Consider the following 15788-nt stretch of genomic DNA (forward strand, 5'->3'; position numbering starts at 1 on the left):
GTATTGGAAATGTATGTAACCATTGCAGACTTCATTAGAGAGTGGGACCGAGAAGCGACTTTAACCCAAAAGGTTTTAGAGGGTCTAACCGATGACTCATTAACCCAAAAAGTTTACCAAGAAGGACGAAATTTAGGGAGAATTGCGTGGCATTTCACCACAAATATCCCAGATTATTTAACTCTCTTTGGGATAAACATGAATAAAGTTGAAAATGCAGAAAATGTTCCGTCATCTGCAAGTGTAATTGCGGAGACATTTAAAAGAGTAAGTGACGAAGCATCCCAAGCTATTGAACAACAGTGGACAGACGAATCTTTGAGCCAAATACAGAAGGCATTTGGAAGAGAAGAAACAAATGCTCAAATTTTGATGGGGCTAATTAAACACATTGTTCATCATCGAGGTCAATTAACCGTTCTTATCCGTCAAGCAGGGTTAAAGCCTTTTGGGGTTTATGGACCCCCAAAAGAAGATTGGGTTCATTTAGGTGTGGAAAATCCACCGCTTTAATGGTTATAAAAACTTTTAGTCTCGGATAAGGCGGTCAAACTCTCGGATAAGCAGCCATAACTCTCGGATAACCGGCGAATACTCGCGGATGGTGCAGATTTACTCTCACCAAGCGATATCTACAGATACTGTTTTTCCTTTCCGGAAATTGGAAACCTGTGTATAATGAGTTAAAAGACAGTAGTCATGACAGGGGTAAAGGAGTGGTTCGGTCCATGAAAGCTTTAATTAACATTGATTATACCTATGATTTTGTTGCAGATGCAGGTGCGTTAACCTGCGGCAAGCCTGGACAGGAGATTGAGGATAAAATCACGGGTCTTACCAAAGAGTTTATTGAACAGGGCGATTACGTCGTTTTTGCCGTTGATGTCCATGACAAAGGCGACCAATGCCATCCGGAAACGAAACTATTCCCGCCTCACAATCTGCGTGGAACGGCGGGGCGGGATTTGTTTGGCGCACTTCAAGAGGTTTATGAAGCCAACAATCAACGCGAGAACGTGCTCTACTTGGATAAAACCCGTTATTCCGCATTCGCCGGCACGGATTTGGAGATCAAACTGCGGGAACGTGGCATTACGGAGGTCCACCTCGTGGGTGTTTGCACCGATATTTGCGTGCTTCATACGGCTGTGGATGCTTATAACAAAGGGTTTAAGATTGTTGTCTATAAAGATGCGGTGGCGTCTTTTAATCAAGCGGGACATGAGTGGGCCCTCGGGCACTTTGAGCAATCGCTTGGCGCGCTGGTGAAATAGTTTCTTTAATGGTATGATGGGTAATAATGTTGATAACTGTACTAGTTTTTACGGAGGGCCTGTTATGAAACATATTTATCAAGATGATAGTTATACTCTGCATACGGACCTATATCAAATCAATATGGCAGAGACGTATTGGCGAGATGGTATCCACAATAAGCGTGCGATATTTGAACTGTATTTCCGGAAGCTGCCGTTTGGGAACGGCTATGCGGTTTTTGCCGGATTGGAAAAAGCCATTCAATATATTCAAGGCTTTCGTTTTACGGAGGATGACCTGGAATATTTAAAAAATGAAGTCGGGTACGGGGACGACTTTTTAGACTTTTTGAAAAATTTGCGGTTTACCGGATCCATCCGGGCGATGAGAGAGGGTGAACTGGTTTTTGGCAATGAAGCAATGTTGCGGGTAGATGCACCGCTGGCGGAAGCGCAGCTGGTGGAAACGGCGTTACTAAACATTGTGAATTACCAAACATTGATTGCCACTAAAGCCTCCCGCATTAAACAAGTGGTTGCTAATGAATCAGCGGCTGAGTTTGGGACAAGACGGGCCCAGGAGATGGATGCGGCCATCTGGGGTACGAGGGCAGCCTACCTTGGCGGTTTTGACTCGACCAGTAACGTGCGGGCCGGTAAGTTATTTGGCATACCGGTATCAGGAACCCATGCCCATGCGATGGTGCAAGCATATAAGGACGAGTACACGGCATTCCATAAATATGCCGAGACGCATAAAAACTGCGTTTTCCTCGTGGATACATACGATACGCTCCGCCTGGGTGTGCCGAATGCAATCAAGGTTGCAAAAGAGCTGGGCGACAAGATTAATTTTATTGGAATTCGCCTTGATAGCGGCGACTTGGCCTATCTATCGAAGGCGGCTCGAAAAATGTTGGACGATGCTGGCTTTAAGGATGCGAAAATTTTTGCCTCCAGTGATTTGGATGAATATACGATTTTTAACCTGAAAGCACAAGGTGCGAAGATTAACAGTTGGGGAATCGGCACCAAACTGATTACCGCCTATGACCAAGCTGCACTTGGGGCTGTATATAAGTTGGTTGCCATTGAAAACGAAGCAGGTCAATTAGAGGATACGATTAAAATTTCCTCCAATCCAGAGAAAGTCACAACCCCGGGGTTGAAGAGGATTTATCGGATCATTAATAATGCCAACAACCATGCGGAAGGCGATTATATTGCCATGGAAGATGAGGTTCTGCCGGAGAAACGCCTGCGGATGTTCCATCCAACCCATACGTATTTGAAAAAAATCGTGACTAATTTTACCGCCAAAGAGCTCCATGAAGAGATCTTTAAGGAAGGCCAGCTGGTTTACGAAGTCCCTTGCTTGGAAGAATCACGGGAATACTTAAGGCAAAATCTTGATGCACTTTGGGATGAGTACAAACGGACCATGAATCCAGAGAATTACCCAGTCGATTTAAGCCAGAAATGCTGGGACAACAAAATGAAGAATATCGAAGAAGTGAAAGAAAAAGTAGCAGAAATGGAATAGATGTAATTCAAAGAAGACGTCCTAGTAGGGGCGTCTTTTCATGTGGCAGGGAAAAATTTATCTATCGTAAGACACCACCATGATATCGGGAAATTCCACGATGAATCTCCATCAATGATACAAAAATAAATAAGGCAGAGGAAGACCGATTCTCATAGCCTTTCTCTGCCTATTAGGTTATTTTTGCTTAAAGTAGTCCATAAAAGCATGAGTAATTTCTATGCCTTGAAAAGTGAACAGACTGACGGCTGATAGCGAAAAGAATCCAATCATTAATAAACGGAACCACATATACTTTCCTCCCCTTCGTTCAAATTTTATTTAGAACCGGAGAGGGGGAATGATGTAATTAGATTGATGAAATATCGGGATTAAAAATGTGAAGCGCCGGAACTGACTAACAGGATTAGCAATAACCCATTGAACTATTCTTATTGCGATAAGAGCTGTAACGAATAAGAATGGCAGGTCAAACGGCTGCTTCTTCTTGTCATCCCATTGTGCCTTTTCCATTAAGTCATCCAAGCTAATGATTGCCTTAGCAACGGGGTGTTGGTGTGCAGGTAAATGTGAATGATTTTGCTGGAAGAAGCTAAAGGACAAAAAGGCAAGGAGCATCATGATGGAGAGGCGTCTTGACATCTTCATCGTTATTCACTCCTTTTAGAGGGATTGTTTTTATCATAAACACTTTCTTTATGTTTGAAAACAAAAATGTTCTGACATAATTCTATTCCTTGTGACATCAATATATGCAAACTCCCCAAATATGGCTGTGTCAAATTACCATGAATCAATGGTATTCTATAAAAAAACTAATATAGGGGATGGAAATGAATGGGGAAACTAGATTATTCCATAGTAGATGTTTTTTCACAGGGGAAATACACAGGGAATCAACTGGCTGTTTTTAAAAGGGCTGGAAACCTATCAGACTTTGAAATGCAGCAAATCGCCAAAGAGGTCAATTATTCAGAGACTACATTCATCTTGTCTGATGCAAAAAAAGACGGCGGTTACGATGTCCGGATTTTCACGCCAAATGAAGAAGTTCCTTTTGCTGGCCATCCGACATTGGGAACGGCTTATGTGATTCAAAATGAAATTTTAGATAAACCTTCTGAAAAAATGATCTTAAATTATAAAGCGGGGCAGATTCCCGTAACATTTGACCAGAACAAGGGAATTTTGTGGATGCAACAAAATAAACCATCGTTCGGCCGAATAGTGCAGGTTGATACGGTTTCGAAGGTATTAAACTTAGAGAACGAAAACATAGATACAAGATTCCCAATCCAAGAGGTTTCGACTGGTCTTCCTGTCATACTGGTCCCTTTAAAATCGTTAGAAGCCGTTAAAAAGATAAAAATAAACAAAGAAAAATACTTCGAGTTAATTGAAAATATGGAAGCAAAGGCAATCATGGTGTTTGCCCCGGAAACCTATCATCCTGAAAATCATCTGAATGTCCGCGACTTTGCAGATTACTTTGGCGTACCTGAGGATGCGGCAACCGGTAGTGCGAACGGATGCTTAGCTGCTTACTTAGTGAGATACAGTTACTTTGGAAAGAGTGAAATCAGCTTGCGAGTCGAGCAAGGCTATGAAATAAAACGGCCTTCTTTATTGTTTTTAAAAGCAGCCGAAAAGGGTGGGCAATTTTCGATCAATGTAGGGGGAAAAGTAGAAAAAGTCGCACAGGGAGAATGGTTTCTTTCCTAATACTTACGTGAAAAAGGGGCTGTCCAAAAGGCAAAGGGGTCAGACACCACTCCACAATATATGGGGGTATTTCTAAAAATACCGTTCTATATATTGGTCTAGGCGTGGAGTCAGACCCCTTATCGACAGCCCCAGAGCTTATTTTTTAACAGCATGGATATAATGAATCGTTTCAAATGCGGACAAATAATCGGATCGGTTGCGGAAGAAAGAATCGTTTATCTCCTCTGGAGCTAGATGTTCAAAAATAAATAACCCCGACTCCTCCAGCATTTTCTCCATTTCATGATAACTGTAACAGGATTTCATTGGCTCTCCGCCGGTCGCAACCATTTTCAGCATATTTTCCACTCGATTAGACATGCCTTTCTCTTTAAAGAGGTTTTCGTCCGCAAAATCAAATACAATCGAGCTTCCCTCCGGGATATTGGCAAATATATGCTGCAACAGGCTTGAAAGCTCCTGTTTGGTTAAATAATAGGAAACACCCAGCAGGCTGAAGAAGGTTTTATGATAGCGGAACCCTTCCTCTTCAAGATTTTGATAGGAAAACTGTCCGGTGAAATCCATGGGCACAAAATGAAGATTACTAGGGACTTCTAAATTTGCCCATTTCAGTCTTTGCTTTTTAAATTCTTGTGTAGCAGGATGATCAACTTCAAATATCTCAATGCGGTCTCTCCATTCGGGATGGCGGAGACTTAATGTATCCAGCCCCGCCCCGAGAATGACGACTTGTTTTACTCCCAGCATCACTTCGTTCATGAGCACCTTTTCACAAAACGCGGCCCGTGCTAATGGTGTGGGTGAAAGCTGGACTTGGGTAATCCACTTTAAGACTTCATCCGGGTCATCTCGATAATGTTGGGCAATCTCTTGATTGAAAAACTCAATTCCTTGAATCATATTCTTACTTATATTGGAAAATTCTGTTGGGGTAATGAGATCCTTGGCAATAAAATCATCAAAAATTTTGGGTGTATCGTAGGTGCTGTGATAGGCACGGCCGAAAGCTGAGATTAAGGAAGTTAAACTGGACTCATTTTGTTTCATCAATGATCCTCCTACATAAAAAATAAGATTCCCCTGGCCAGGAGAATCTTATTATACATAGTAAGGTTTAAGTTGTAAATTATAGCATAAATAACTTTTTTTGTCAAATATATTGCATCCATCATAGTAATTTTTAAAAATCAATTAGAAACTTTTTCTCCTGAACAGTATAATCAGGGATGGGAGTTGAAATGAGATGAACAAAAAAGACATCGCTAATATTCGCAAGCAATTTAAATTAGATAATGAACACATTTTAAAAATTAAGGAAATCTTCAATGTCTATGTCCAGAAAGAAACAGGGGAGATTTACCACCATGTCAGTCAGCCATTTCAAATGTTAGACCAGGAAGCCCAGGAATTGTTTCTGGCCAATTTTAAAAAGGTCCTGACCGGCCATCTCGATGCCAAATTGTTTGAATTGAAATTCCAACGGGACGTGGAAGACAGTACCCAAATGTTCCTTTTTGAAGGATTGCAGGCAGAGTCAGACGATTGGAAAGAATACATGCTGGAAATCGTAACGAAAATGTTTGCCATGACGATTTATGAATTTGATACCGTGGTGACGTTTATCCGTGGGGAATACCGGAAGCCGACCCGAAAAAGGGGCCAGGAATCGGAAGAAGGCGGGGATGACGAGGTCTACTACAGCCAGTTTATTCTTTGCAGCCTCAATAAGACCGATCAGCCGAAAAAGGCTTTGACGTTTGATTATGTGGAGAAGGAATTCAAACCCCATCATTTCTTTGATCCGATTATTAATTTGGATTCACCATTGTCTGGATTTTTATTTCCGGCGTTTAATGACAATGCGGCCGATGTGAACCATGTCCTCTACTGTGCGGGGAAAAACAATCAGCCGGATTACCGATTTATGGACGAGGTTCTCAATTGCGAAGAAATTATTACGGCACAAGAAGATAAAGACAGCTTCGACCTGATATTAAAAGAGGTCATTGGAGATCAGGTGGAATCCCAAGTCATATCCAATGTCTATGAAGAAATTGATAAGCTGGTGCAGGAGAATCTGGAAAAAGAAGAAAGTGAGATTCCTACGCTGGATCATCGCGACATCGAACGCATCTTAACGGTAAGCGGCGTGGAAAATGTGGAGCCGGCCAAAGTAGAGCATGCCTTCAAATCTGTCATTAATGATGAAAAACACGAAATCAAGACCAGCAGTTTGGTTCCGAAAACCATAAAAATTGAAACCAAGGTAGCCAATGTGACCATTAACCCGAAAGACCTGAAATTTGTAAAATATATTACGTATCAGGGCAAACGGTGTTTGTTGCTCGAAGTGGATGAAGAGGTAGTCGTCGAAGGATTCCGCTTGGAATCGGAAACACTCTAACAGGGATAGGGTCTAACATCATGAAAAAGTCGGCTTTCTGTAATTCACAGAGTCGACTTTTTTGTTGTTTGTACAACGTCTAAAAGAGCACCAGCAATTTCCTGATGCCCTAAACTTTGTTCGTAAACGATATCCTGTTGTTAAACGTATTCAAGAGATTCTTTCTTCGTAGGTATTTTTAAAAATTCCTCACTTGTCATAACATGTGCCGTTGATACGCCTAAAATTCCCAAGGAAACGCGATGAACTTCTTCAGCAGGCAGTGAACCGAACCCAATATCCGGGTAATCAAATGTACCCGTTAAATCAGAAAGGAATGCCACTTTGTATCCTAAAAACATTGCATCACGGGCAGATGCATGACAGCAATTTTCTGTTGTCACTCCAACAATTGCAACCGTTTCAATATCTTTTCCACGGAGAATAATATCTAAGTCGGTTCCGAAAAAGGCACTATAACGGTGTTTTTTAATGACGATTTCCCCTTCTTTTGGCGAAACTCCAGGATAAATCTCTATTCCTTCCGTGTTATCCACTAAGCCCTTACCTGTTCCGATGGGCTCCCAAATATCTTTAAACCGTCCCATATCAATACCATTTTTTCTATGAACATGTGTTGTATAAATAACTTCCATCCCTTTGTCCCTGCAGGTGTCTAAGAAAGAAGCCATTTCCGGCACAAATTCCCTTCCCATTGGAGTTTCTAATGGCGCGCCTTCTGCGATAAAATCATTTTCCATATCAATTACTAGTATAGCTGTACGCTTGGCAGTTAGCTCATTAACCTTAATAGCCATGTGTGGACACGCTCCTTAGAAATTTTATCTTTAGGTTATCTTAACAACATTTCACTCTCCTGACATTCAAGTGGTGATAAAATCTAACATAAAATCGTTAAAACACGGCGCCCCATAAAATAAGGTGCCGTGTTTATAAGCGCAAAATGAATCAATATGGCTTTTGAATAGCTGTAACTTGGTTCTTTATTGCCGCCTTCCTATGCAGCCACTCGTAGATGATCGGGATAATGATAAAGCTGTTAATGGTTGAGGTGACCATGCCGCCAATTACGACAATGCCGAGTGTCTGAGATATAACCGTATCGGCATTATGAGAAAATGCAAGTGGCAGCAGCGTAAGGATGGTGGCAGCTGCAGTCATTAAAATTGGCCGAATCCTTGAAAGACTGCCGTGTAAAACTGCGTCATTCACGGGCATTCCTTCTCTTCGGTTTTTCTCAATTTTATCGATTAACACAATCCCATTTGTCACGACTATACCCGTAAGCATCAGAATCCCAATCAAGGCTGCCAAATTCCATTCTCCATGGAATAAAATGAGGGCGATGACCACACCGCTCAGCGCCAGGGGGATGCTTAAAAGAACGGATAATGGCGCTCTCCATCCTTTGAACAGGGAAGAAGTAATGAGTAAGACTAAAAGGATAGAGAATGCGACGGCAACAGACATATCGAAAATCATTTGTTTTACTTGTTCAGTAATTCCTCCCAATGAGTACGTTACATCTTTTGGAAGTTTTATGCCGCTTAAAGCTTTCTCTGCCTGACTTGAAACTTTGCTAATATCATTGGATGTGATCTGGGCGGTCACAAGGGAGAATGGCTGGCCATCTCTTTCGCTAACCGTTGAAGGAGTGTTATCCTTTGAAATTTTAGCAATTTGGTTAAATGGAATCATTTCGCCGTTACTTCCAGGCACTGTTTCAGCAGCCAGAGATGCCAAAACATCGTCCGCCGTTGCGTTTAGGGTAATAGCGGAATTGGTTCCAGATGCCATTTGATCTAAATATTGGTCCACGGGCAATGCTTGGTGATCCACTGTTATGGTGGCATCTTTTGATGAAGACATATAACGATTAACAACCGTTAGAATATCCGATACCTTCACGCCTTTTTCCTCAATTGCCTTTTGATCAAAAGTCACTTTGTACTTAGGCGCTCCATTCGTTAAATCGACTTTTCCATCCACGCTTAGGTTGGCTACTTTCGATAGCTCTGTTCTCGCCTTTTGAGCCACTTGATCGAGTGTTGCTTGGTCCGAGCCAGTAAAAAGAATCCGCATTTGAGAATCATCACCGGAGATGTTCTGGCTTGTTACCGTATAAGTAACATCCTTAGACAATGACGGTAGTTCAGTTTGTAACTGTTTAATGACAGATTCCGCATCTTTATCATTCTTTAACACAACAGAAAGGTTTGCTACGTTTGGATAGGTGATAAAGCCCCCGCCTTGGTCAAATACATCATCACTTTGAGGTGTCATGGTAGACCCAAAATTGGATGAATACGCAGCGACTTTTGGATTTGTCTTTAATGTTTTCTCAATCTTATGCACTTCAGAGTCCACTTGAATTAAGGTACTTCCTTTTGGAAGCTCTGCTTTAATAGCAATTTGACCGATTTTTCCACTGGGGAGTAAACTGACTGGCAGAAAAGCGGAATAAGCACCAGCAGCTAAAAACACTAAAACCGATACAATAATCATGGCTTTCTTATGTTTAAAAGCAGATTGAAGAATTGGTTTCATTTTTGAATCAAGTTTGACGGTTTGTTTCTCACCGTTGCCGCCTTTCCAGCCCATAAAAGCAAGTGCAGGAATCACTAGTATCGCAACAAAGAATGAAATGATTAAGGCAATCACAACTGACCAAGCAAACCCACTGTACGACGCACTGATGACACCACCAACAAAGGCGATTGGGATATAAACAGCGATGGTCGTTAAGGTTGATCCTAATATCGCAGGAATCATTTCCACAACAGATGAGGCAAGACTGGAAAGTAATGGTTTCTCCTTCTCTTCTTCACGTTTTCGATACATATTGTCCAGAATAACAATTGAGTCATCAACAATACGACCCATTGCGACAATTAAACCTGAAACGGTTAAAATATTTAACGTGATGCCCATTGATTTTAAGAAGGCCGTTGTGGCTAATAATGAAATGGGCAATGAAATTGCAATTAATAATGTGCTTCTTACATTTCGGAAGAAGAAGAATACACAAATCATGGAGAATAAACAGCCAAGCAAGCCTTCACGCACCAATCCGAATAAAGAGCTGTTTAATTCTTTTTCACGGTCAAGTAAAACTTGGAACTTAACATCCTTTGGATGAACGGTATCCAATTGGAGATGTGCCACACGGTCTTTTACTTGGTTCGCCACATCTGTGATATTGGCTGAAGGTGTTTTAATCACATTTAAAGTGACACTAGCTGCTCCGTTTGTTCTGGAGACTGTTTTAACATCATTTAAAGAATGAGTGATAGTACCGAACGCTGATACAGGAATCAGTTTGCCTTCCTTATTCTTGATGGTCGCATTTTCCATATCCTGCACGGTTAATCGTAAGCCGTCAAAGGATACGGGTATGGATAATTGATTGTTGACGATATTCCCTTGCGGCATGGATGGAACGGCCAAAGCAAATGATTTATTGACATCATCCAGAGTCAATCCATTTTTCACAAGGTCTTTCATACGAACAGTTAAAACATATCCATCTTTTGCCCCTCCAATGACAGATACATCCGATACACCAGGCACAGATTTTAATTTCTTCACAATCTCCTGAGTGGCAGTCGAACGCAGTGTTTGCTCATCCAATTTTGGACTTGTGACACTGTAGGTCAAAATCGGGAATGAACTGGTTGTTAGACGTGTTACCGAAGGAGTGCTTGTAATGGTTGAGGGAAGGTCTGCATTTGCCAAAGCTTTGTTAACTTGATCTTCCGCTTGCTTCATATCGGTATCCATTGGAAAATACAAACTCATAAACAATCCGCCGTCATAAGAAGTGCTTTCCACATTGGATAGGCCATCCACTGCTTTTACAGCACTAGCAAGGTTATCGGTCACTTGCTGTTTGACTTGTTCAGCTTGATAACCTGGAATCCTCATACTGACGGAAAGGGTCGTATTGTTAATCCCAGGCAAATAATCTCTTTGCATCTGGTAAGCCGAAACGCCTCCCCATGCCAAAATGATGACAACACATACGATCATGAGAATAGCTCTTTGCATCGTTGCCTCTATTAACTTCTTCATTGGTTTTCCTCCCCAATTACTTTTTATCAATGAAACCCAAATGACAATTGTTTTTGTTTTCTGCTTTTAAAATTGCATGGCCATTAAATTGGGCAATTTAAAGTATACAAAGCCAACATGTATGTTCACTTAATAAAACATTAATAATTCATTAAGATGGAAAATGAACCGATTTTTCGTGCTAAATTGGATATGAAACACGGCTGTTTCTTATAGAAATTGCTTTTAGAAGCATTGGAGGCATTTAAATGTCGCATTTAATCACGCTGTTTGAACAATATAGTTATCTGATATTATTTCTGGGCATTTTCTTAGAATTAATGGCTCTACCTATTTCGGGGGAATTCTTAATGAGTTATGCCGGGTATTTTGTCTATCAGGGGAAAATGAACTACCCTTTGGCACTCCTGATGGTCTTTTTATCAGGGGGAGCAGGAATAACGGCAACGTATTGGATAGGAAGGGCAGGAGGATATAGACTCATTGAAAAATACGGTAGGTTTATCCACCTGGGGCCCGAGAGATATAAGAAAGCAGCAGGTTGGTTAGAACGGTATGGAAATAGGCTGTTGGTTTTTGCCTATTTCATACCGGGGATACGGCATTTCACGGGGTATATTTCTGGTATTTCCAGAATGCCTTTTCGAAAATTTATTGTTCCTGCTTATACAGGTGCATTTTTATGGGGAGTTTGCTTTGTTACGTTAGGAAAAATGCTGGGTCCTAAATGGGAAGTGTTCCATCAGGCTGCAAGAAAATATTTCATCATTTTCATCATTGGATTGGTTGTTTTGGTGGCCGGGTATTTCACCTATCGTTATTACAAAGTTCAAATAAAGGCCTTTTTTATTGGCTTCATTCAATGGTTGCTGCGGCGTCTAAAATCAATAAAAGCGACAGGAGTCTTTCTTTTTTGCCTCTCAGTTGCATTAATCGGTCTGGTGACCTTGATGCTCGGGATGGCTCAAGATTATTTATTTGGCGAGTTTCATGAGTTTAATGAAGTAACTAAATATATTGTCCTTTCATCCATCTATAGGAGTTGGATGAAAGGACTTCTTTTCTTCCAAACTCCGTATGTTTTGGGTACCTTGATAGTGATTACTTTACTCATTATTTGGAAAAATGGAGAGAACAGACTATTGGAATATCTTCTCCTCATTGTCCCTATTTTGGGGGCAAGACTGTATCATGAATCGATCGTGCTGATTTTTTCCTATCTGCAATCGATAGGGTTTGTAGGGGAAATTCATTCAGCAAATTTTCCCGATTTAGGTTCAACTTTTGCCATCATTATTTATGGGTCATGCCTATTTTTACTTGTCCGACATTCGACCAACACATTTGCCACTATTATGGACCCGCTGATAGGTGTATTTTTATTATTAGGATTGGCGATTGTAAAGATTGCCTCAACCGGTTTACTTCCAAGCGATATTTTCGGTGGCTATGTGTATGGCGGTGTCTGGATCTTTTTTAATTTTTTGTTGTTTGAAATGTTACGTCTTGTATTGGATAAATACTAAAGGATTTTTCGCTTTTAAAAGTTTGTTAGAAGGGAAGAGGGTAAAGTGAAAACACATATCCTTGTAGTGGAGGATGAAACTCAAGTCGCCCGTGTATTAAAGATGGAGCTCGAGTATGAGGGGTATCTGGTAACAGTAGAACACGATGGCAAGGCAGGACTTGAAAGGGCTCTGGAAACGGATGTGGATTTGATTTTATTGGATGTCATGCTGCCCGGTTTAAGTGGAATGGAGGTATTAAGGAGATTAAGAAAGGAGAATAAGACAATCCCTGTTATTCTTTTAACGGCTCGGAATACTACCTTCGATAAAGTATCCGGCTTGGACCATGGGGCGAATGACTATGTAACAAAGCCCTTTGAAATCGAAGAGTTATTGGCCAGAATTCGGGCTTGTCTTCGAAATTCTCCTAAAGATCATGCCATGAGAGAGGAATCCATACTAACCGTTGATGATTTAAACATTAATACGGATGCAAGGGATGTAAAAAGAGCGGGAAAATCCATAGAGTTAACCCCTAAAGAGTATGATTTTCTCGTATATTTAGTCATGAATAAAAATAAGGTGGTTACGAGAGAAAATATTATCATCAATGTCTGGGGATATGAATACGAGGGTGAAACGAACGTAATTGATGTTTTCATTCGGCATCTTCGGAAAAAAATAGATGAAGGCTTCCAAAGGCCATTAATTACCACGATTAGGGGAATTGGTTTTACCATAAGGGAGAAAGCGAATGAAAATCACAACAAAAATTAATCTATTAGCTACTGCCTGGATGCTCTGTATATTAATTATCATAAATTTTGTTGTCTACTTTCTATTTATGCAATCAACCGTAAATATGGAAGAGGATTTACTCTACCAAAAGTCCGCCGATATAGTAAAAGACATTGATACCATTCAATCATCCCTTGGCATTGAGGAGAAATTGAAAAATAATTTATCTGAACATTCCTATATCCGAATCATGGAAGCAGGAAACAAAGTCATACATGAAGTGACCAATGATAAGCTCCTTACCCAAAAAATAAGTGGTAAATATACCAGAGGCAGACAGGCTCAAACACATCTTATTTCGGCAGAACACGGGGAGGAGCAAATATTGGTTGTGCGTGTTCCTTTTCAAAATGGAAAGAAGAGTCTGGAAATTGGAGAGCGATTAAAAGGCCTCGAGGGAAGAATTGAAATACTCCGAGCCATTTTAATATCGTCGACGATTGTGGCTGCCCTACTGTCCTTACTTGGAGGGAGATGGCTGGCTAATATCATCATGCGGCCCATTTCCAATATGATTAAAACAATGGAGGAGATTGAAGCTAGCGGCATTCCGAAGACGATAACGGTTCAAAACAACGCAAAAGACGAGCTCCATACATTGGCACAAACCTTTAATCGGATGATTGGCAGGATTCAAGAAAATTTGAAGAAACAATCACAGTTTGTTTCGGATGCCTCCCACGAATTGAAGACACCCTTAACCGTGATAAAGAGCTACGCGAATTTTTTAAGGAGGCATGGGTTAGAGGATCGGGAGATGGCAGATGAGGCCATCCAGGCGATTCATTCGGAGGCTACAAGAATACAAAAAATGACAGAAACCTTTTTAGAGCTGGCCACATTAGAAAAAGAAAATGTATTAGAAATAACGGAGGTAAACTTGGTATCGTTATGTCAAGATATTCTAAAACAATTGAAGAATGTCTATAAACGAGAAATTATCTTGCATTATGATGAGTCTCCCATCCTCATTCATGCGGATGAATTAAAGATTAAACAGGTCATTATCATTTTGCTGGACAATGCGATTAAATATAGCCATGACAAAATCGAAGTCCTCTTAGATAGGAATGAAAATTATGCCATGGTCCATATCAAGGATTATGGAATCGGAATTCCTGAGGAAGAGATTAATCATATTTTTGATCGGTTTTACCGGGTGGATAAAGCAAGAAGTCGTGAGACAGGGGGCACTGGATTAGGTTTGCATATTGCCAGAAGTATAATCAAACTTCACAAAGGTGAAATAAAAATTAACAGCAAAGAGGGAACGGGCACGAAGGTTGAATTAATTCTACCATTGTCAGCTGAGAAGTCTGAGAGGTAAAAAATTTTTTAAATGCAGACGCAAACAAAGCTGTGCTCCACGCAGGATTGTGTGTTTGCACAGCTTTGTTTCGCTTCAATCCTTAGAGAAAAACCAACCACAAAATAAACGGGCCAAATAAAACGAAAGACAAACGGCCATCCAAGTAATATACCAATGCCAATGTATGTATTTGATCAGGTAGGTGTATTTTTCGATGATGACTTCGGCAATCGTCAGCACAGAACTACATCCGACATAATAACCGAATTGCAAAAAAGTGCTCCGTTTGTTGGGGTACCAAATATTAAAGGCCGCACAGGCGATGGGAAAAGCATAATGCTCATATGTGAAGCTAGTCCGATTGATGGAAGCAAATAATCGAACAGGGTATTTAAGGAGTCCCAATTGTACAACCACCAAACCGACAAGAAAAGTAATAATTTGTGTGAACAAAAACGCTACGACCGCAAGTCGAAATTTATTTTTCGGGATGAAGAACAAAATGCCGGTTGCCGCTGCGTAGACCCCAGCTAAAAGCCACCATTCAATTCTCATGAGTGCCTCCAACGTGCATCCTGTAATTTGGCTTTTTCTTATAGAACCAATTACAGCAGACTTGACTTACATAAAACAAAAGTGCGATGTAAATCCACATCCCATACCAGGTCAGGCGTCCATATTCTATTAAATCGGTATATCTCTCGAGAGCAATATCATATAACGTGATGATTGTAACCCAAACCAGAAAATAGACGAACCTATACCATAGACTGCCCGCTGCTTTCTTGTGGACGTAATAGATGGAAAACAATACGGGGTAAAAAAAGTAATTGATGGTAATGGTGAGATTGGAAGCTTTAGGAAACAACCGGACGGGCGCACTTAACAGACCATATGTAAAAGCGGGCATATCACAAGTCCAGATGATGGCTTGAAACATAAGTAGTGCCAGGATTCCCTTGCGCCGGTCTTTGCGTGGAATAAACAGAATAAAGCCTAAAAGGCCAAACAGCCACATGGCAGCCAGAATCCAATGCTCCATCACCATAATGCAAAATTCCCTTCCCGAAAAGAATAGTATTAGTATTGATTAGCAATAAAGGTATTATCCAATTGCGCAAGTCAAATCCATCCATTAAAATGTAAATTTTCATTAAATCCGTACCGTGAA

Annotated in this window: 14 protein-coding genes; 8 read left to right on the forward strand and 6 right to left on the reverse strand. The window is 40.8% G+C overall.

All coding sequences use genetic code 11. The annotated features are described in order from the left end of the window. Positions 1-9 precede the first annotated feature (9 nt). From ACY8D0_RS23065 to ACY8D0_RS23075, 3 genes are all read left to right on the forward strand, one after another. Positions 10-513 carry a DinB family protein gene (locus ACY8D0_RS23065; protein ID WP_462412792.1) on the forward strand — a complete coding sequence of 168 codons (504 nt, stop codon included), beginning with the start codon at positions 10-12 and terminating at the stop codon, positions 511-513. A 215-nt stretch (positions 514-728) separates the two neighbouring features. Then, a complete protein-coding gene (locus ACY8D0_RS23070; protein ID WP_462412793.1) occupies positions 729-1274 on the forward strand; it encodes a cysteine hydrolase family protein in 546 nt (181 codons plus the stop codon). Positions 1275-1338: 64 nt separating this feature from the next. Then, positions 1339-2799 carry a nicotinate phosphoribosyltransferase gene (locus ACY8D0_RS23075; RefSeq protein WP_462412794.1) on the forward strand — a complete coding sequence of 487 codons (1461 nt, stop codon included), beginning with the start codon at positions 1339-1341 and terminating at the stop codon, positions 2797-2799. Between the two features lie 321 nt (positions 2800-3120). On the opposite strand, the gene ACY8D0_RS23080 is transcribed toward ACY8D0_RS23075, so the two are convergent. Then, entirely contained in the window at positions 3121-3447 is a 327-nt protein-coding gene (locus ACY8D0_RS23080; protein WP_462412795.1) for a hypothetical protein, read from the reverse strand. Between the two features lie 189 nt (positions 3448-3636). On the opposite strand from ACY8D0_RS23080, the gene ACY8D0_RS23085 reads away from it, so the two are divergent. After that, on the forward strand, positions 3637-4521 hold the full coding sequence (locus ACY8D0_RS23085; RefSeq protein WP_462412796.1) for a PhzF family phenazine biosynthesis protein: 885 nt from the start codon (positions 3637-3639) through the stop codon (positions 4519-4521). A gap of 138 nt (positions 4522-4659) precedes the next feature. On the opposite strand, the gene ACY8D0_RS23090 is transcribed toward ACY8D0_RS23085, so the two are convergent. Next, positions 4660-5574: a class I SAM-dependent methyltransferase gene (locus tag ACY8D0_RS23090; RefSeq protein ID WP_462412797.1), complete on the reverse strand. Its 915-nt coding sequence runs from the start codon at positions 5572-5574 to the stop codon at positions 4660-4662. Positions 5575-5770: 196 nt separating this feature from the next. On the opposite strand from ACY8D0_RS23090, the gene ACY8D0_RS23095 reads away from it, so the two are divergent. Further along, positions 5771-6931, forward strand: a complete 1161-nt coding sequence (locus ACY8D0_RS23095; protein WP_462412798.1) for a DUF4317 domain-containing protein — start codon at positions 5771-5773, stop codon at positions 6929-6931. Between the two features lie 140 nt (positions 6932-7071). Here ACY8D0_RS23095 and ACY8D0_RS23100 read toward each other — a convergent pair whose 3' ends face one another. After that, positions 7072-7728: a cysteine hydrolase family protein gene (locus ACY8D0_RS23100; protein WP_462412799.1), complete on the reverse strand. Its 657-nt coding sequence runs from the start codon at positions 7726-7728 to the stop codon at positions 7072-7074. A 151-nt stretch (positions 7729-7879) separates the two neighbouring features. Further along, on the reverse strand, positions 7880-11002 hold the full coding sequence (locus ACY8D0_RS23105; RefSeq protein ID WP_462412800.1) for an efflux RND transporter permease subunit: 3123 nt from the start codon (positions 11000-11002) through the stop codon (positions 7880-7882). A gap of 248 nt (positions 11003-11250) precedes the next feature. Between ACY8D0_RS23105 and ACY8D0_RS23110 the strand changes: the two genes are divergently transcribed. The 3 genes from ACY8D0_RS23110 to ACY8D0_RS23120 are packed head-to-tail and all read left to right on the forward strand — an operon-like array spanning position 11251 to position 14635. Further along, positions 11251-12528, forward strand: coding sequence for a DedA family protein (locus tag ACY8D0_RS23110; RefSeq protein ID WP_462412801.1), 1278 nt, complete (start codon positions 11251-11253; stop codon positions 12526-12528). Between the two features lie 45 nt (positions 12529-12573). After that, on the forward strand, positions 12574-13287 hold the full coding sequence (locus ACY8D0_RS23115; RefSeq protein WP_462412802.1) for a response regulator transcription factor: 714 nt from the start codon (positions 12574-12576) through the stop codon (positions 13285-13287). Next, positions 13265-14635, forward strand: coding sequence for a sensor histidine kinase (locus tag ACY8D0_RS23120; RefSeq protein WP_462412803.1), 1371 nt, complete (start codon positions 13265-13267; stop codon positions 14633-14635). The genes ACY8D0_RS23115 and ACY8D0_RS23120 overlap by 23 nt, the downstream gene beginning before the upstream one ends. A 75-nt stretch (positions 14636-14710) precedes the next feature. Here ACY8D0_RS23120 and ACY8D0_RS23125 read toward each other — a convergent pair whose 3' ends face one another. Together ACY8D0_RS23125 and ACY8D0_RS23130 are read right to left on the reverse strand one after the other, a co-directional pair. Beyond that, positions 14711-15172, reverse strand: a complete 462-nt coding sequence (locus ACY8D0_RS23125; RefSeq protein WP_462412804.1) for a CBO0543 family protein — start codon at positions 15170-15172, stop codon at positions 14711-14713. Further along, entirely contained in the window at positions 15162-15665 is a 504-nt protein-coding gene (locus ACY8D0_RS23130) for a CBO0543 family protein (RefSeq protein WP_462412805.1), read from the reverse strand. The genes ACY8D0_RS23125 and ACY8D0_RS23130 overlap by 11 nt, the downstream gene beginning before the upstream one ends. Between the last annotated feature and the right edge of the window lie 123 nt (positions 15666-15788).

The organism is Neobacillus camarae, from assembly GCF_054950115.1.